Source organism: Streptomyces sp. PT12, from assembly GCF_003311645.1.
Classification (GTDB): domain Bacteria; phylum Actinomycetota; class Actinomycetes; order Streptomycetales; family Streptomycetaceae; genus Streptomyces.
In genome coordinates this window covers 19,166-35,923 of sequence record NZ_QEST01000141.1, presented here as the reverse complement: position 1 = coordinate 35,923, position 16,758 = coordinate 19,166, and the positions used below count along the sequence as shown (strand labels likewise).

Here is a 16,758-nt window from a genome sequence, read left to right as displayed (position 1 = left end):
GCGGGGAGAGAGGTCCACCCGCACCGACACGGGCCCCGGCCCCGCGTGCCACCGTTTGCCGTTTCCCCGACGGGCGGTCGGCGCGCGGGGCCTCTTTGTCACAGAAGTGTAAAGCTTCGCGCCGGGCAGACGTTTGGGCTGTTGGCGCGCCGTATTCAGGTAGGTGCACCGGACCGAGCGGGCGGCCGGAGAGTGTTGGGCCGGTGTCCTGCCCGGACTGGGGTCGGGCATGTTCAGGCGGCCGTACGCTGGCCCGCGAAATCGGGCAGCCCTTGGCCTGCCCGCTGTTGTGCCCGATTGGCCCCCTGGGCTTGCCCGACGCGGGCCCCGGTCCGGGGAGGTGGCTCAGGACTCGGAGGCCGTCAGCCCCAGCTACAAGGTACCCAGTAGTGGGTGGTGTCGCGCCGGGGCGTCCGCCCACCCGGCCGGACCGGCGCGTCAGCGCCGCAGCCGGGCCGGGGGCGGTGGGACGCCGGGCGGCGCGCATGCGCCGCCCTTGAAGACGTAAGGAAAGTCTGAGCCAACCGTGCTGCGGCAAGCGCCTCAAGGGCGATACATGAGCTCTACGTCGTCGCCTGGGATGTGGAACTCCTCCAGGGCGAGGGGCTTGGTGCCGTTGCCGTGCGTGACGCGGAGGATGTGGAGCAGGGGGACGCCTTCGGGGAGGCGGAGGGACTGGGCCTGGTCGGGGAGGGGCATCCGCGTGCGTACGTACTCGGTGAAGTCAAGTTCGTGGCCGAGTTCGGTCAGTGCCTCGTACAGGTGCGGCGCCGGAGGCGGTGCCTGATCCTCGTACTTTGTGCTGACCAACGCGGAGAACGGCACGTAGGTGCTGTGGAGTTGGCGGAGGCGGCCACGGTCGGCCGTTTGTAGGGCCTGGTACGTGAACAGCGGTTCGCCCGGGGGGATGCGGAGAAGGTCGGCGAGTGCGAGCGGGGCATCCGTGCGCGTGGCTGCTGGCTCCTCGGCGTCTTCCCAGCGGAGGCCGTCAGCCTCGGTGAAGCGGCCGTCCAGCTCGTGGCGGACCCCCCGGGGTCGGGTGAGGCTGGGGCGACCGTGTGGCGAGCGCACGAACATGCCCCGGCCCATGAGCACTTCGACCAGACCGTTCGCTCGCAGCTCCGCGACAGCCTGCCGGACCGTGGGCCGGGTCACGCCGAACTGCTTCGCCAGTGACTCCTCCGAGGGGAGCGGCTGGCCTGCCGGGTAACCGCCGCTGAGGATGCCTTCGCGCAGGTGGTCGGCGATGAGCCGGTACTTTGCCTGGGCTCTCTCTTGCGGCATGGGCTTCTCCGTGGGCTGTGGCTCTACGAGGACTTGTCCAAACAAGCTGACTTGCAGGGACAGGTTCCCGCACTTCGTCTCACTTGACAACCCGTACTACGGGCTCCACTCTTGAGGTCCACCCGTACTACGGGTGGAAGCCATCCCGGAGGTGTGACATGCCCCGGGCCCGAGAGAAGGGAGTTCGACAGTGGTAGCCCTACCGATCGACACCGCGAAGTTCACGGGGATCATCTGCGCCGTTCCGCCGATGCCGCGTGTCGCGAACCGGGAGACCGGTCAGCTTCGCGTGGACCGCGAAACCGGCAAGACGGTGTACCAGGTCGGCCTGTGCCTCATGGCGGGCACGTCGGCCGACGTCGTCAGCGTGAGCGTGCCGGGGGAGCCGACCGGCGTTCAGGTCGGCGTGCCCGTGCAGGTGCGTGACCTGGTCGCCACGCCCTGGGAGAACGAGGGACGGCACGGAGTCGCCTTCCGCGCGACGGAGATCAAGCCCCTGACCGCCTCGTCTGGGAAGGCGGCTTGACGGTGACCGTCGCGGAGGCCGGGCTGGCCTGGGTGCTCATGGTGGCCGCTGCGTTGGGCGTGGGCCTGCTCGTCGCGGGCCCGACCCTGCGCCGTCACTACCCGGTGGCCTGGTGGCTGTGCGTCGGATTTCCCGCGGCGGCCTGGCGGGTGGCGCGTACGTGGCGGCCGTTGATGGCCGCGTGCGGGCTGGCACAGAGCCGCAAGGCCGCGCTGACGGTGGTCTCCGGCCTGGTCGGCAACGGAGCGCCCCCGCCTCAGCCGCGCGTGCCCGGACGTGGGCGGATGCACCCGACGTCCGGCGGCTTCTGGTTCCTCGTCAGGACGCTGCCCGGCCAGGTCCCGGAGGACTTCGTCAAGGCGGCCCCGGCCATGGCACACGACTGGGAGATGCACGCCGTTCGCGTCACCACGTGGCGCCCCGGCGTCGTCCGGATCGCGGCGACGTTCGCCGATCCGCTGCACCGGCCGCGCGTTCCTCGGCAACGGGGCGCTGGTCGTCTGCTCCATGTGGCGGTTGGAGTGCTGGAGTCCGGCGCTCAGTGGGTCATCGACCTGCGCGAGGTGCCGCACTGGCTGATCGTCGGGGCGACACGGTCGGGGAAGTCCACGCTGGTCAACGCGCTCGTGGCGGGCCTCGCTCCGCAACGGGTCGCCCTGGTCGGCATCGACTGCAAGGGCGGCATGGAACTGGCCCTGTACACCCGGCGGTTGTCGGCCCTGGCCACCGACCGGGCCCAGGCCGTCACGCTGCTGGGCGCGCTGGTCGGGCTCACACAGGACCGGATGACGGTCTGCCGCAAGGCGCGTGTCCGGAACATCTGGAGCCTGGCCGAACAGGAACGCCCCGTCCCGGTCGTCGTCATCGTGGACGAGCTGGCGGAGCTGTTCCTCATCGCCAACCGCACCGAGAAGGAGGAGTCCCAGGCGGCGGCGACCGCGCTGGTCCGGCTGGCCCAACTCGGCGCGGCGCTCGGGGTCTTCCTCGTCGTCGCCGGGCAGCGTGTCGGTTCGGACCTGGGCCCTGGCGTTACCGCGCTGCGCTCCCAACTCGGGGGCCGCGTCTGCCACCGGGTGGCCGACTCCGGCACGGCTGAGATGGCCCTGGGGGATCTCAACCCGGACGCGTTGCATGCTGCGCAGTCCATAGCCCCAGGCGCGCCGGGAACAGCGGTGCTCGCCTCGGCCGACGGCTGGGAACGCGCCCGCTCGCACCTGGTCACGGAGACGGACGCGGAGGCGGTTGCCGCCGAGTTCGCCCACCTGACCCCGCTCCTGCCCGAACTCGCCGACCACGCCCCGTGAAAGGAGGTGTCCGATGCTGCTGTCCGTCTCCGCTGTGCTGCTGCTCGGCCTGCTGATCTGGTTCCTCGTCCGCATCCGCTACCTGAGGTCGCTTGAGGCCGTGCTCTGCACGACGTTCGGCTTCCTGCTCGGCCAGACGGCTGCCGCCCCGCTCATTCAGGCGGTGCTCAACGAGATCAGCGCGCTCCTGGCACAGATCCAGCTCTGACCCAACTCAACGACAGAAAGGAGAAGTTACCCATGCCCGCATACCAGATTCGCACCGGCGACCGGGCCGCGATCGTCGCGGGGCTCCGCGAGTTGGCCGACTTCCTGGCCGACCATCCCGACGTCCTGGTCCCGCCGTACCCGAGCGTGAGCGTCATCGTCCGGGCCGACGACGCCGACGTGCGCCGATCGGCCGCCGAGGCCGTCGCCGCGCCCCTGGGCGTCCCCGTCGAGTACTTCGGCGGGGGCCACTACGCCGCGCATCGAGACTTCGGCCCGGTGGCCTACCACGTCATCGCCCCGCCGCCCGAGAGGCGGCCGACATGATCCGCACGGAAACGGGCTCCCGACCGGGCGCGAAGTCGCCAAACCCGACCCGGTCAGGTGCCCACTCCAACCCCCGTATCAGGAGAGAAAGGAGCACCCCCACTGTGTCCAGCGCGAAGCGCTCGCGCAAGCCGCACTCGCCCCTGTGCGAGATACGCGAGGAGGAACGGCCCACCTGCGTGGGCCACGAACAGGTCGTCCTCGTCGGAACGGACGGTGCGGAACGGTGGCTGTGCCCGGCGCACGGCGCGGCCCTGTGGCTGACCGATCCGACGTTCCGCTTCTCAGCAAAGACCCGGCCCGCGGCCGTGGCGGCGGTCCTGCGGCAGGCGTTCGGGGAGCCGCGATGAACGACTCCCTGACAGCCCTGCTCGAACGCGCCGCCCAACCGGGCTTCGAGGACTGGCGACGCGGCATCGTCCGCCTCGGTGGCTGCACCAACCCCGTCAACCTGACCGGCCACGGCACCACCGTGGACCCGGCCACGGGCGAGGTGCTCCGCTCGCTGAACGGACGGCTGTTGGTCGCGTGCGGCAACCGGCGCGCGGTGGTCTGCCCCACCTGCGCCCGCGTCTACCGAGGGGACACCTACCACCTCATCCGGGCCGGACTGGTCGGCGGCAAGGAGGTGACAGAAGAGGTCGGCGGGCATCCCCGGGTGTTCGCCACCCTGACCGCCCCCGGCTTCGGCCCGGTCCACACGCGCCGCGAAGGGAACGGCAGGCTGCTCGCTTGCCGTCCCCGCCCGGCCAAGGACCGCTGCCCGCACGGGGAACCGGTCGGCTGCCACGCCCGGCACACCGAGAACGATGCCCGGCTCGGTGAGCCGCTGTGCCCCCACTGCTACGACTACGCGGGCGCCGTCCTGTGGCAGGCGTACGCGGGGGCTCTATGGCACCGCTTCACCTTGGAACTCCGTCGCGAACTGGCCCGGCGAGTTGGTCTCTCGCGCTCCGCCTTCGCCAAACGAGTCCGGCTGTCCTACGCCAAGGTCGCCGAGTACCAACGGCGCGGCCTCATCCACTTCCACGCCGTCATCCGCCTCGACGGACCCGACGGGCCCTCAACCACTCCACCCACCTGGGCAACGACCGAACTGCTCGCGGACACGCTCCGTTCGGCCGCTCAACGCGTCCGCCTCCGGGCGGTCGGCGCCGAGGTCGTAGGCCCCCACGTGCTCCGCTTCGGCGCACAGGTGGACGTGCGGCCCATCACCGCGTTCGGCGCGGAGGAGCGGCTGACCCCCTCCGCCGTGGCGGGCTACATCGCCAAGTACGCCACGAAGGGCGCTGAGGCGGCGGGCGCCGTCAGCGGCCGGATCCACCACGCCTCGGAACTGGTCGCGTTGCCGCTGCGCCGCCATGTGCTCCGCATGGCGGGCGCCTGCTGGTGGCTCGGCGGACTGCCCGAGTTCGAGCCGCTCGGCCTGCGCCGCTGGGCCCACATGCTCGGATACGGCGGCCACTTCACCACCAAGTCCCGCCGCTACTCCACCACCCTGACCGCCCTCCGCACCGCCCGCGCCACCTACCGTGCGGGCGGCACGGCCACGGTCACCGTGGGCCAGTGGCGTTATACCGGACGCGGCTACGACCCCGCCGGGGCCCTCATCGCCGCGTCCGTCCGCGCGGAAGGGGACGGCCATGGCGCGGTCTGAATCGGCAAGTGGCACCGCCCTGTTGACCGTGCCGGAGGTCATGGCCCGGCTCAGGCTCGGGCGTACGGCGGTCTACGAGCTGATCCGCTCGGGCCGCCTGTCCTCCCTCACCATCGGGCGCGCCCGTCGCGTCCCGGTTTCCGCCCTGGACGACTTCATCGCCAACGAGATCGAGGAGGTGGCCTGATGGCCCGGCAGCGCAAGCGGAACCCGAACGGCGCTGGCACGATCACCAAGCGCGCGGACGGCCGTTACCAGGCAGCGGTCTACGTGCCCCAGCCGGACGGGACCCGCGCCCGGAAGTACGCCTACGGCAAGACGTGGGCGGAGTGCGACGCCAAACGCCGTGAGCTGCTGGCCAAGGCGGAGAAAGGCGTCCCGGTGCCCACACGCTCGGCCAAGCTCGCCGAGTGGCTGCCGTACTGGCTGGAGCACATCGTCGGCCCTCGGCGGAGGCTGAGCACGTACGACAAGTACGAGGCGCACATCCGTCGCTACCTGGTGCCCATGCTCGGCACCAGGCGGCTGGAGTCCCTGGGCGTGGCCGACGTGCGGCGTTTCCTGGCCCGTCTGGAGAAGCGGACCACCGCCGCGACGGCCAAGGAGGCGCACCGGGTGCTGCGGAGCGCGCTCACGGCGGCCTGCCGCGAGGAGCTGATAAGCCGGAACGTGGCATCGCTGGTCGAGCCCCCGCGGCCCAAGTCCCGGGAACTGGCGCCCTGGACGCTGGACGAGACGCTGACGTTCCTTGCGGCAGCGCGCAAGGACCCGCTCTACGCGGCGTTCATGCTCGCCATCACTTTGGGCCTGCGCCGCGGTGAGATCGTCGGCCTGCGCTGGTCGGACGTGGACGTGGACAACCGAGTCCTGCACGTCCGGCAGCAGACCCAGCGGCGGCGCGGGCGGCTCTACGACGACGACCCCAAGGGCAGGCGGCAGCGGGCCGTTCCCCTCCCTGCGATGTGTGTGGCGCCGCTGCGCTGGCAGCGCATGCGGCAGACAGCCATCCGCAAGCAGGCGGGGAAGGAGTGGGTGGGCGGCGACTACGTGTTCACCACCCGCACCGGGCGGCCGGTCGAGCCGCGCAACGTGTACCGGTCGTTCACCCGGGTCGCCGCGAGCGCCGGACTCCGCGTGATCCGGCTGCACGACGCGCGCCACGGCTGCGCCACACTCCTGACCGCCGCCGGGGTGGCTCCTCGCGTCGTGATGGAGATCCTCGGGCACAGCCAGATCGGCATCACGATGGACGTCTACACGCACGTCGTCCAGGACACCCAGCGCGAGGCGATCAGCCACATGGACCGGCTGCTCAGGAGGCGTCCCGGTCGCGGCTGACCGCCGCCGTTGATGTCAAAGGTGGATGTCAAAGGTGGATGTCAAACGCCCCGGACCATGATCGGTCCGGGGCGTTTTCGCTTGTGCCCCAGGCAGGATTCGAACCTGCGACACCCGCTTTAGGAGAGCGGTGCTCTATCCCCTGAGCTACTGAGGCCGGGCTCGGCCCAGTGTAGCGGGGTCGGTCAGGTGCGGGTGGTCAGGAGGAGGGCGAAGCGGGATTGGGGGTCGGTCCACCAGTGGGTCGGGGGCAGGCCCGCGCGGGTCAGCTCCTCGGTCAGCGGCTCACGCCGGAACTTGGTCGAGATCTCCGTCAGGATGTCCTCGCCGCGCCCGAACTCCGCGGGCAGGTTCAGGTCGCGGATCTCCACGGAGTGGCTCACGCGGGCGCGCAGGCGCATCTCCACGCGCTCCGCCTCGGCGTTCCAGATCGCCTTGTGGTCGAACGCGCCCAGGTCGAACGTCGCGTGCAGCTCGCGGTTGAGGACGCGCAGGACGTTCTTGTTGAACGCCGCCGTCACGCCCTGGGCGTCGTCGTAGGCCCGGATCAGCGTCGAGGGCTCCTTCACCAGGTCGACGCCCAGGAGCAGCGCGTCGCCCTCGTGGGTCAGGACGGAACGCAGGCGCGCGAGGAACGCGGCGCGCTGGTCGGGGGTGAGGTTGCCGACGGTGGAGCCGAGGAACGCCACGAGCCGCGGCCCCGCGCCCGGCAGCGGGAGGTCCGTCTCGAAGTCGGCGACCGTCGCGGCGACCGTCAGGTCGGGGTAGTCACGGCACAGGCTCTCCGCCGCGCCCTCGAGGGCGGTGTCGCTCACATCCACCGGCGCGTACAGCTTGAGCGTGCCCGCCTCGGTCAGGGCGTCCAGCAGGATGCGGGCCTTCTCCGAGGTGCCGGAGCCCAGCTCGACCAGGGTGCGGGCGCCGGTCAGCTCGGCTATCTCGGCGGCGTGGGCGCGCAGGATCTGCTTCTCGGCGCGCGCCAGGTAGTACTCGGGGAGCCGCGTGATGCGGTCGAACAGGACGCTGCCGTGGGCGTCGTAGAACCACTTGGGCGGCAGCGTCCTGGGGCGTTCGGTGAACGCGGTCCCGGCGTCGGCGCGCAGGGCGCGGGCGGCGTGGTCGGCGGGCAGGCGGTTGTCGAGGGTGATGCGCATCCGGGGAATCCCTTCACTCGAACGTCACGCGGTCACAGGGGCTCGATTTCCGTGGTGCGGGCGGTGGCAAGGAGCAGGGAGTGGTCGGGGACCTCGCGCCAGCCGGACTCGTCGGGGGCGGGTTCGGAGGCGACGGTGATTTCGTCCGCGACGGCGCGGTACCAGAGGCTGTTGCCGTGCCGGGTCGCGGCGATCGCGTGGCCGTCGGTCATCAGGAGGTTGAGGCGCGCGGTGGGGCGCGCGGTGGTGGTGCGGCGGACGACGTCGGCGAGCGCCTCGCCGAGCGGGCGGCCCGCGGTGAGGCGGCGGCCGGTCATCGCGCACAGGAGGGCGGAGTCGCTGCGGGCCTCCATGCCGAGCAACTCCGCTGCCGTCAGCGGCTCGTCGGTGTCGGCGGGCAGCAACTCCCAGCGCGGCACCGAGCCGTTGTGGCTGAACAGCCAGCGGCCGAGCGCGAACGGCGCGGAGGCCGCCTCGTCCTGGCTGGTGCCCGGGGTGGCGGCGCGGACGGCGGCGAGAACGGCCCCGCTGTGGATCACGGCGGCGAGGCCCGGCAGGTTGGCGTCGGCCCAGATGGGCACGGAGCGGCGGTAACGCACCGGGCCCGCGCCGTTGCCCGGGGGGTACCAGCCGATGCCGAAGCCGTCGGCGTTGACCGTGGGCGCCGCCGCCTGCTGGGGGGCGTGCGCCGGCGCGTAGGACTGCTCGTAGAGGCTGTGCGCCGGGGCGGTCAGCAGCTCGGCGAGCGGGCGGGGCGGGCCGAGGTAGGCCAGGTGGCGGCACATCAGCCCGGCTCCGCGCCCCGGCAGGTGCGGAAGCCCGCGAAGATCTGGCGCCTGACAGGGAAGTCCCAGTTCCGGAACGTGGCGCGGCACGCGACGGGGTCGGTGCCGAACGAGCCGCCGCGCAGCACCTTGTGGAGCGCGCCGAAGAACACCTGGCTGTACTCGCGGTAGGGGTGCGCGGCGAAGCCGGGGTAGCCGGTGAAGTCGGTGGCGGTCCACTCCCATACGTCGCCAAGGAGTTGGCGGGCGCCGCAGGGCGCCGCGCCCGCGGGGTAGGACCCGGCGGGGGCGGGCTGGAGGTGGCGCTGGCCGAGGTTGGCGTGCGCGGGGGCGGGCGCGTCGTCGCCCCAGGGGTAGCGGTGCGAGCGGCCCGTGGCGGGGTCGTGGCGGGCGGCCTTCTCCCACTCGGCCTCGGTGGGCAGCCGCCGCCCGGCCCAGCGGGCGTAGGCGTCGGCCTCGAACCACGAGACGTGCAGCACCGGTTCGTCCGGTGGAACGGGCTCGGTGACGCCGAAGCGGCGACGCACCCACCCCGAGCCGTCGCGGCGCCAGAACGCGGGGGCGGCGAGGTCGGCGCGCTTGCGGTGCAGCCAGCCGTCGGGCTGCCACCAGCGTGGGTCGTCGTAGCCGCCGTCGTCGATGAACTCCTGGTAGGCGGCGTTGGTCACGGGCACGGTGTCGAGCCAGAAGTCGCGGACGTCGACGGTGTGGGCGGGCCGTTCGTTGTCGAGGGCCCAGGGGTCGCCGGTGGCGCCCATGGTGAACGGGCCGCCTGGGACGAGGACTTCGCGAGGCAGGGGGGTGGCGGGCGCGGTGCGCGGCGGGGGTGGCGCGTTCAACACGGCGGCGCCGCGCCGCAGTTGGTGGGTGGCCAGCATGGTCTCGTCGTGCTGCTGCTCGTGCTGGGCGATCATGCCGAAGAGGAAGCCGTCGCCCGGGTCGGGCGCGGAGGCGAGCACGTCGAGCGCCTGGTCGCGGACGCCCGCGAGGTAGCGGCGGGCGTCGGAGGGGCGCAGCAGCGGCAGCGCGGGGCGGTCGGAGCGGCGGTGCCTGAACGCGTCGTAGAGCGGGTCGAGATCGGGGCGGAGCGCGGGCCTGCCACCGGCGCGGCGCACGAGCCACAGCTCCTCCTGGTTGCCGATGTGCGCCATGTCCCACACCAGGGGGGACATCAACGGCGAGTGCTGCGCGGTGAGTTCGGGGTCGGGCAGGCAGTCGGTGAGGGCCTGGGTGCGGCGGCGCGCGGTGGACAGGGCGATGCGGGCCCGTTCGCGGACGGGGATGACGGTCGTTTCGGGGGCGAGGGTGTGCTCACTCATCGCCTGACTCCTTCGCGCTGGTCGAACGGGTCGAGCTGGTCGTCGGCGGGGCACCGGCCGCGGGCCGGGTAGCGCTCGGTGAAGTCGGCGACGGCGCGGCGCAGTTCGGCGCAGGCGGGGTCGCGGGCCAGCGCGCTCTCCGCGGCGGCGAGGCAGGCGTGGGCCGCGGTGGCGAGCGGCGGGTCGGCGGGGCCGAGGCGGGCGGCGCGCAGCCAGAGGTCGGGGCGGGGCAACGGGCGTCCGCCGGTGAGGGGTTCGGTGGCCCGCCATGCGGCGCGCGCGGCGTCGGGGTCGTCGAGCAGGGTGGTGGCGACGGCGAGGGGGACGCTCCAGTCGTCGCTCTGCTGGGCGTCGATCATCCTCAACTCCAGCCAGCCGCGCGGGCGTACGGGCGGGAAGAGGGTGGTCAGGTGGTAGTCGAGGTCGGCCAGGCGCGGGGGGCGTTCGCCGAACGGGCCGCGCAGCCACGAGCGGAACGTACGCCCCGGGGGCGCGGCCCATGGCGCGGGCGGGGTGCGGCGGACGCACAGCAGCTGGGCGTCCAGGGCGTAACGGGCCCAGTCGGCACGGGGGTTGGTCCCCTCGGGGGTGTCGGGGACGGCGGCGGCCTCGGGGGCGTCTGGTGCGGCCTCGGCCGGGTCGGGCGGGCGGGTGCGGCCCGGGTCGATGCGGGCCCACAGCGCCTGCCGCGTCGACTTCCAGCCGGTCGGACGGCCGCGCCACAGCGGGGAGTTGGCGAACGCGGCGACCAGCACGGGGCCGAGGCGGTGGGCCAGGAGCCAGCGGTGGCGGTAGCCGCTGACGCCGTCGCTCTCGTCGCCCGCCTCCAGGCTGATCTGGACGGACGCGGTGGCGCGCATCATGACGCGGCCCGCGGGACCGAACCGGTCGAAGTAGCCCTCCATCGCGCGGTAGCGCGGGTGGTCGAGGGTGCGCGGCGGGGTGAGGCGGGGTTCGAGGCCGAGGCCGACGGCGGCGAGGCCCGCGTCGGCGAGGGCGGCGCGGAGCCTGGCGACATCGGCCGCGGCGGCCTTCGCGCAGTCGGCGAGGGTCGGGCAGGCGCTGGTGGCCAGCTCGATCTGGCCGCCTGGCTCGCGCGTGATGCGGCCGCCGCCGGGGAGCGCGCCGGGCTCGGCGAGGGGCGCGAGTGCGGCGTCGAGCACCCCAGGCGGTGGGAGCCGCCCGGGGTCGGCGGGGTCGCGGACCAGCCATTCGAGCTCGACGCCGGTGCGCCCCGGCGGGCCAGCGGTGAAGCACGCGGCCCGCAGATATGCCTCGGCCTCGCGCTCGCCGAGGACCGCCTGCCCGGCGCGCGCGCCCTCGTCATCCGCCGGCGCGTCCCCCGGCGCGTTCGGTGTCTCGTGCGCCGCGGATCCGGGGCCCGGTTGCCACGCCATGTCCGCCACCCTCCTCCGCTGTCTCCGCCGTCGCGCTCGCTCCGACCAGCGACACCGAGAGAAGGAGAATCTCCCGGTATGTCGGATTCACGCTACGGCGGAAGGACGTGCCCCGCGCAGCGACGGGGGGCCAGCCGGGTGGCGGCGGAGCGGAGGAGGGACGGACGCCGCGTGGCGCGGCCGGGGACGGACGCCGCGAGGCGCGGCCGGGGACGGACGCCGCGAGGCGCGGCCCGACGCGGACGCGCCGCCTTACGCCGCGGCGGGCGCCTTACGCCGCGGCGGCCAGGCGCCGCACGGCGAGCTCGGCGTAGAGCGCCGCCCCGTCGGGCAGCACCGCCTCGTCGAACGCGGCCAGCGGCGAGTGGTTGGCGGGAGCGGCCTCGGGGTCGGCGCCCGCGGGGGTGGCCCCAAGGAAGATCATCGCGCCCGGCACGGCGTCGATGACCCGCGAGAAGTCCTCCGAGCCGAGGATGGGGTTCGCCATGGGGGCGTAACGTTCCTCGCCGTGCACCTCGCGCACGGCCCCCGCGGCGAAGGCGGTCTCGGCCGGGTCGTTGACCGTGACCGGGTACTGCTCGAAGAACGTCGCGTCCGCCGTCAGCCCGTGCCCCGCCGCGATGCCCTCACACAGCGCGACCGTGCCCTCGCGCAGCCGGGCGCGCGCCTCGTCGGAGAAGCTGCGGACGGTGGCGCGGAACGTCGCGCTGTCGGGGATGATGTTCGACTGCGTGCCCGCGTGGAACGTCCCGACGGTCAGGATCACCGGATCGAACACGTCGAAGCTCCGCGATATCCACGTCTGGAGCGCGGTCACCATCTCGCACGCCGCCGGGATCGGGTCCTTCGCGCGGTGCGGGGCCGAGCCATGGCCGCCCGCGCCGTTGACCGTGACCTCAAGGACGTTGGACGCCGCCATGGCCGGGCCGCCGCGCGCGGTGAAGACGCCCGACTCCCATGTGTGCGACATCACATGGAGCGCGTACGCCGCCACCGGGCGCTCCCCCGTCGCGTCGAGCAACCCCTCCGCGATCATGTGCCCCGCCCCGTCGAAGCCCTCCTCGCCCGGCTGGAACATGAACAGCACGTTCCCCGCCAGCCGGTCCCGGTGCGCGGAGAGCAGGCGGGCGGCGCCGGTGAGCATCGTCGTGTGCAGGTCATGGCCGCACGCGTGCATGCGGTCGGCTTCGGCGGCGAACGGCAGGCCCGTGCGCTCGGTGACCGGCAGCGCGTCCATGTCGCCGCGCAGCAGCACGGTGGGCCCCGGGCGCGCGCCGCGCAGCACGGCGGTGACGGAGGTCAGGCCCGTTCCTGTGCCGATCTCCAACGGCAGCCCGTCGAGCGCGGCGAGCACGGCCTCCTGAGTGCGGGGCAGGTCGAGGCCCAGCTCGGGGATGGCGTGCAGCGCGCGGCGGAGCTGGACGAGGTCGTCGGTCATGGCGCGGGCGTCGTCGGCGAGGTGCATGGTCGGGTCCTTCCCACGTGCGGTGTTGCGAGGGGCGTTGCGAAAGGCGTTGAGCGGGGTTCAGGGGCGCGGGGTGCGGGGCGGGAGGAGGGGGTCGGCGACGACCGGGGTGAGGATGGTGGCGTTGCCCGCGGGTTCGGTGCTCGACTTGCCCGCACCGTCGCTGACGCGGATGAGCAGCGCGACCAGCAGCCAGTTGGCGACGGTCGACGAGCCGCCCTGCGCGAGGAACGGCAGCGCCTTGCCGGTGAGCGGGATCAGCCCGGTGACGCCGCCCGAGACGATGAACACCTGGAGCGCGACCACCGCGGACAGGCCCATCGCCATCAGCTTGCCGAACGGGTCGGTGACCGAGAGGGCGGCGCTGACGCCGCGCTGGATCAGCAGCGCGTAGAGGAGGAGGACAAGCGTCACGCCGACCAGGCCGAGCTCCTCGCCCACGGTGGCCAAAATGAAGTCGCTGCGGCCCGCGAAGCCGATCAGGTACGAGTGGCCCTCGCCCAGGCCCGTTCCCGTGAGGTCGCCCGCGCCGAAGCTGAAGAGCGCCTGCGCCGACTGGTCCGATATCAGCCCGGGCGGGCGCTGGTCCTCGGGCAGGAAGATCGCCATCGGGTCGAGCCACGCCTGGACGCGGCCCTTCACATGCGGCTGCGTCGCGGCGACGACCACGGTGCCGAGGGTGGCCATCAGCCCGCCGAGCACGACCCAGCTGGTGCGCTCGGTGGCGACGTAGAGCATGAGGACGAAGACGCCGAAGAAGATCAACGACGTGCCCAGGTCGCGCTCGTAGAAGAGGACGACCAGGCTGACGGCCCAGACGAGCAGCACGGGTCCCGCGTTGCGCCCGCGCGGCAGGGCGAGGCCGAGGAAGCGGCGGCCGACGAGGGCGAGGGCGTCGCGGTTCGCCATGAGGTAGCTGGCGAAGAAGATCACGATCATGACCTTGACGAACTCGCCCGGCTGCGCGGACAGCGGCCCCACGGTGATCCAGCGCTTCGCGCCGAACTGGTCGGCACCGAAGAACGCCGGGGCCATCAGCAGCAGCATCGCGATGGCCATGCCGAGATAGGTGTACCGCTGGAGCACGCGGTGGTGGCGCAGCACGACCAGCGTGGCGATCAGCAGGCCCACGCCGACGACCGTCCAGATGACCTGGTCGGGGGCGGCGGGCGCGGACTGGTAGTTCTCCGGCGGGTACTGCTCGGCGTAGGCGTGGTCGAGGCGGTCGATGAGGACCAGGCCGATCCCGGAGAGCAGCACGGTGATCGGCAGAATCAACGGGTCGGCGTGCCGCGCGAACCGGCGCACGGCCAGGTGCGCGGCGAGGGCGAGCGCGCCAAGGCCCGCGGTGTGGGCGAGCAGGCCGGTCGGCAGCTCCTCCTCCATGGCGAGGTTCGCGGCGGAGTGGCCGAACGCGACGATGGCGATCGCGAAGACGATCAGGGCGAGCTCGGTGTTGCGGCGGCGGGCGACCCAACGCCTGACGGCGCCGTCGCGGCCTTCCTCGCGCTCGGCCATGAGGTCCGCCCCCTGTCCGTTCCTCGCCCCCGTCCCCGGCGCCCCCGGGGCTCCCCAGCCGACGGGGAAGGCGCTGACGGGAAACCTACAGGCGGCGGGGCGGGCCCACCAGAGCACCGCGGTCGCATGGGGGGGCAGGGCGTTGGGTACCCGGACGTAACCGGGGGAACGGGGGAAGCGGAAGCAACGGGAAGCAACTAACCGCGCGATTCGTTCGTCTTCAGGGATGTGGGGACATGTGGGGAGAGGGCGAGAGCGGGGGAGGGGTGCGGCGGGGCAGGATACTGCACCCAGGAAAAAAGATGCACCGCTTGGGAATTCTGTCCGGATTCCCGTCGTTGATTCGTTACGGACGCGGGAAACCAAGGGGGCGCCCCGGTCCGATCCGTTCTGATCACTTCGCAAGGGAGAGCACGTATGGCAACCCGTGCCGTCGCCCGGCGTCCGGACACCGATGACAGTGTCGAAGCGACGGGCAGTGTCCGGTCCAGCGCGGGCAGCGATGCCACGGAGCGCGATCTGGTCGGGATGTATCTCGACGAGATAGCCCGCACCCCGCTGCTCGACGCGGCGAAAGAGGTCGAGCTGTCTCTCACGATCGAGGCGGGGCTGTACGCGGAGCGCCTTCTGCGGGGCGAGGAGGAGCCCGCCGCCGGTGGCGCGGCGGCCACGGCGACCCGCGAGGAGCTCGAGGCGCTCGCGGCCGCCGGTGAGCGGGCGAAGGACGCGTTCATCCGCGCGAACCTCAGGCTCGTCGTCGCCGTCGCCCGGCGCTATCCGCGCAGCGGCCTGCCGCTGCTCGACCTGATCCAGGAGGGCAACGCCGGCCTGGTCAGGGCCGTGGAGAAGTTCGACTACAGCAAGGGATTCAAGTTCTCGACGTATGCGACATGGTGGATCCGTCAGGCCATCACCCGGTCCATCGCCGACCAGTCGCGCACCATCAGGCTGCCCGTCCACCTGGTCGAGGAGCTGGGCAGGATCCGGCGCGTGCAGCGTGAGTTCAACCGCGAGCATGGCCGCGAGCCCGAGCCCGGCGAGATCGCTGGCGAGCTCGGCACGACGCCGGAGCGCATCCAGGACGTCATCGACTGGGCGCGCGACCCCGTCTCGCTGAACATGTCGGTGGACGACGAGGGCGAGACCCAGTTCGGCGACCTGCTCGAGGACACCTCTGCCGCGTCGCCCGAGCAGTCGGTCATGGTGATGATGCGGCGCGAGGGCCTGGAGGACCTCATCGGCCGCCTCGACGACCGCACCGCGGCCATCATCAGGGCGCGATACGGCATCGAGGACGGCAGGGAGCGCACGCTGACCGAGGTGGGCAAGCAGCACGGGCTCACCAGGGAACGGATCCGGCAGATCGAGAAGCACGCGCTGCTGGAGCTCAAGCGCATGGCGAACGACTCGGGCTTCGACGCCGCCGCCTGATCCACTTGAGAGGCGGACCCCGGGGAGCGGACTCGACCCGGGGAACAGACTCGACCCGGGGAACGGACTAGAGGAAGGAGCGGCCGGGACCGGCGCCGATGAGGGCGCGGGTCCCGGCCGCTTCCGCGTCCCGGGGTGATGTGACGCGGAACACATGGGCTCCCGAAATAACCGGGGATGACTTCTCCGTTTTGGGGAGTGTTCTCAACCGGGGACTGGATCCCCGGTTGTTCACCGGAACGCTGGGAGGCGTTCAGATCCCCGGGAGTGACGATCATGGGTGCGACCTCGACGAGCACGGGCCCGCGCGCACGAACGCGTGCGGACGCCGTGCGCAATCGCGAGCGCATCCTCGCCGCCGCCAGGGAGGCCATCGTCGACCAGGGGCCGCACGCGCCCCTGGACGAAATCGCTCGACGCGCCGGAGTCGGGAATGCCACGCTGTACCGGCACTTCCCCGACCGGGAGTCGCTCCTGTTCCACGTGCTCCTCTACGTGAACGAGCGCATCGTCGAGCGAGCTCAGCAGACACTGGAGACCGAGCATGACCCCTTCGAGGCCCTGAGGTCGCTGATCCTGCACGCGGCCGAGGAGCGCGTCGGGGGCCTGTGCCCGATGCTGAGCTTCGGCGTCGACCACGAGGATCCCCGGCTGCTGGCCAGCAGGGAGACCGTGCAGAGGCTCACGCAACAGCTCATCGACCGGGCACACGCCTCGGGGCAGCTGCGGCGCGACGTCGGGGCGGGCGACCTGCTGGTCGCGGTGGCCCGGCTCACCCTCCCCGTTCCCGGGACCCATGGCAGCGACTCGGCCATGGCCCGCCGCCACCTCCAGATCTTCCTGGACGGCCTGCGGACCCCGCCGCACAGCGAGCTTCTCGGCGCGGCGATCACGTTGGAAGACCTCAAGGAAGAGTTCTGCCCGACGACGCCCTGAACACAGCCCGACGCCCGAACGGACTCCCAGCGCGGCCGGAACCGCGACGCTGAGTTTCCCCCGGCGCCGAGTCTTCCCTTCGAGACGTTCTCGCCCACCCTTTTTGCACC

Annotated in this window: 17 protein-coding genes and 1 tRNA gene; 10 read left to right on the top strand and 8 right to left on the bottom strand. The window is 72.5% G+C overall.

Annotated elements, in window-relative coordinates:
* Positions 1-543 precede the first annotated feature (543 nt).
* Entirely contained in the window at positions 544-1,284 is a 741-nt protein-coding gene (locus DEH69_RS16045; RefSeq protein WP_113687657.1) for a GntR family transcriptional regulator, read from the bottom strand.
* Between the two features lie 190 nt (positions 1,285-1,474).
* Here DEH69_RS16045 and DEH69_RS16040 point away from each other — a divergent pair, with 190 nt between their 5' ends.
* From DEH69_RS16040 to DEH69_RS16005, 8 genes are all read left to right on the top strand, one after another.
* Positions 1,475-1,810, top strand: coding sequence for a hypothetical protein (locus DEH69_RS16040; protein WP_113687656.1), 336 nt, complete (start codon positions 1,475-1,477; stop codon positions 1,808-1,810).
* Positions 1,811-1,848: 38 nt separating this feature from the next.
* Positions 1,849-3,114, top strand: coding sequence for an FtsK/SpoIIIE domain-containing protein (locus DEH69_RS16035; protein WP_113687720.1), 1,266 nt, complete (start codon positions 1,849-1,851; stop codon positions 3,112-3,114).
* A 13-nt stretch (positions 3,115-3,127) separates the two neighbouring features.
* Positions 3,128-3,322 carry a hypothetical protein gene (locus DEH69_RS16030; protein ID WP_113687655.1) on the top strand — a complete coding sequence of 65 codons (195 nt, stop codon included), beginning with the start codon at positions 3,128-3,130 and terminating at the stop codon, positions 3,320-3,322.
* A 32-nt stretch (positions 3,323-3,354) separates the two neighbouring features.
* Complete coding sequence (locus DEH69_RS16025) at positions 3,355-3,648, top strand: hypothetical protein (RefSeq protein ID WP_113687654.1); 294 nt, start codon at positions 3,355-3,357, stop codon at positions 3,646-3,648.
* Positions 3,649-3,752: 104 nt separating this feature from the next.
* Complete coding sequence (locus DEH69_RS16020; protein ID WP_113687653.1) at positions 3,753-3,998, top strand: hypothetical protein; 246 nt, start codon at positions 3,753-3,755, stop codon at positions 3,996-3,998.
* Complete coding sequence (locus DEH69_RS16015; RefSeq protein ID WP_113687652.1) at positions 3,995-5,305, top strand: replication initiator; 1,311 nt, start codon at positions 3,995-3,997, stop codon at positions 5,303-5,305. Before DEH69_RS16020 ends, DEH69_RS16015 begins: the two co-directional genes overlap by 4 nt.
* A complete protein-coding gene (locus DEH69_RS16010) occupies positions 5,292-5,492 on the top strand; it encodes a helix-turn-helix domain-containing protein (protein ID WP_113687651.1) in 201 nt (66 codons plus the stop codon). The genes DEH69_RS16015 and DEH69_RS16010 overlap by 14 nt, the downstream gene beginning before the upstream one ends.
* Positions 5,492-6,643, top strand: coding sequence for a site-specific integrase (locus DEH69_RS16005; protein ID WP_113687650.1), 1,152 nt, complete (start codon positions 5,492-5,494; stop codon positions 6,641-6,643). Before DEH69_RS16010 ends, DEH69_RS16005 begins: the two co-directional genes overlap by 1 nt.
* Positions 6,644-6,727: 84 nt before the next feature.
* Here the strand turns inward: DEH69_RS16005 and DEH69_RS16000 are convergent.
* From DEH69_RS16000 to DEH69_RS15970, 7 genes are all read right to left on the bottom strand, one after another.
* Positions 6,728-6,800, bottom strand: a tRNA-Arg gene (locus DEH69_RS16000).
* Positions 6,801-6,828: 28 nt separating this feature from the next.
* Positions 6,829-7,797: an L-histidine N(alpha)-methyltransferase gene (gene egtD, locus DEH69_RS15995; RefSeq protein WP_113687649.1), complete on the bottom strand. Its 969-nt coding sequence runs from the start codon at positions 7,795-7,797 to the stop codon at positions 6,829-6,831.
* Positions 7,798-7,829: 32 nt separating this feature from the next.
* A complete protein-coding gene (gene egtC / locus DEH69_RS15990; RefSeq protein WP_113687648.1) occupies positions 7,830-8,582 on the bottom strand; it encodes an ergothioneine biosynthesis protein EgtC in 753 nt (250 codons plus the stop codon).
* On the bottom strand, positions 8,582-9,901 hold the full coding sequence (gene egtB, locus DEH69_RS15985) for an ergothioneine biosynthesis protein EgtB (RefSeq protein ID WP_113687647.1): 1,320 nt from the start codon (positions 9,899-9,901) through the stop codon (positions 8,582-8,584). Before egtB ends, egtC begins: the two co-directional genes overlap by 1 nt.
* Positions 9,898-11,298 carry an ergothioneine biosynthesis glutamate--cysteine ligase EgtA gene (egtA, locus tag DEH69_RS15980; RefSeq protein WP_113687646.1) on the bottom strand — a complete coding sequence of 467 codons (1,401 nt, stop codon included), beginning with the start codon at positions 11,296-11,298 and terminating at the stop codon, positions 9,898-9,900. Before egtA ends, egtB begins: the two co-directional genes overlap by 4 nt.
* 271 nt (positions 11,299-11,569) lie before the next feature.
* Positions 11,570-12,763, bottom strand: coding sequence for a M20 family metallopeptidase (locus tag DEH69_RS15975; RefSeq protein ID WP_113687645.1), 1,194 nt, complete (start codon positions 12,761-12,763; stop codon positions 11,570-11,572).
* A 60-nt stretch (positions 12,764-12,823) separates the two neighbouring features.
* Entirely contained in the window at positions 12,824-14,281 is a 1,458-nt protein-coding gene (locus DEH69_RS15970; protein ID WP_113687644.1) for an FtsW/RodA/SpoVE family cell cycle protein, read from the bottom strand.
* A 417-nt stretch (positions 14,282-14,698) separates the two neighbouring features.
* Between DEH69_RS15970 and DEH69_RS15965 the strand changes: the two genes are divergently transcribed.
* Positions 14,699-15,712 (top strand): RNA polymerase sigma factor RpoD/SigA, encoded by a 1,014-nt coding sequence (locus DEH69_RS15965; protein WP_113687643.1) that lies wholly within the window; start codon positions 14,699-14,701, stop codon positions 15,710-15,712.
* A gap of 276 nt (positions 15,713-15,988) precedes the next feature.
* Positions 15,989-16,648 (top strand): TetR/AcrR family transcriptional regulator, encoded by a 660-nt coding sequence (locus DEH69_RS15960; protein WP_113687719.1) that lies wholly within the window; start codon positions 15,989-15,991, stop codon positions 16,646-16,648.
* Positions 16,649-16,758 lie beyond the last annotated feature (110 nt).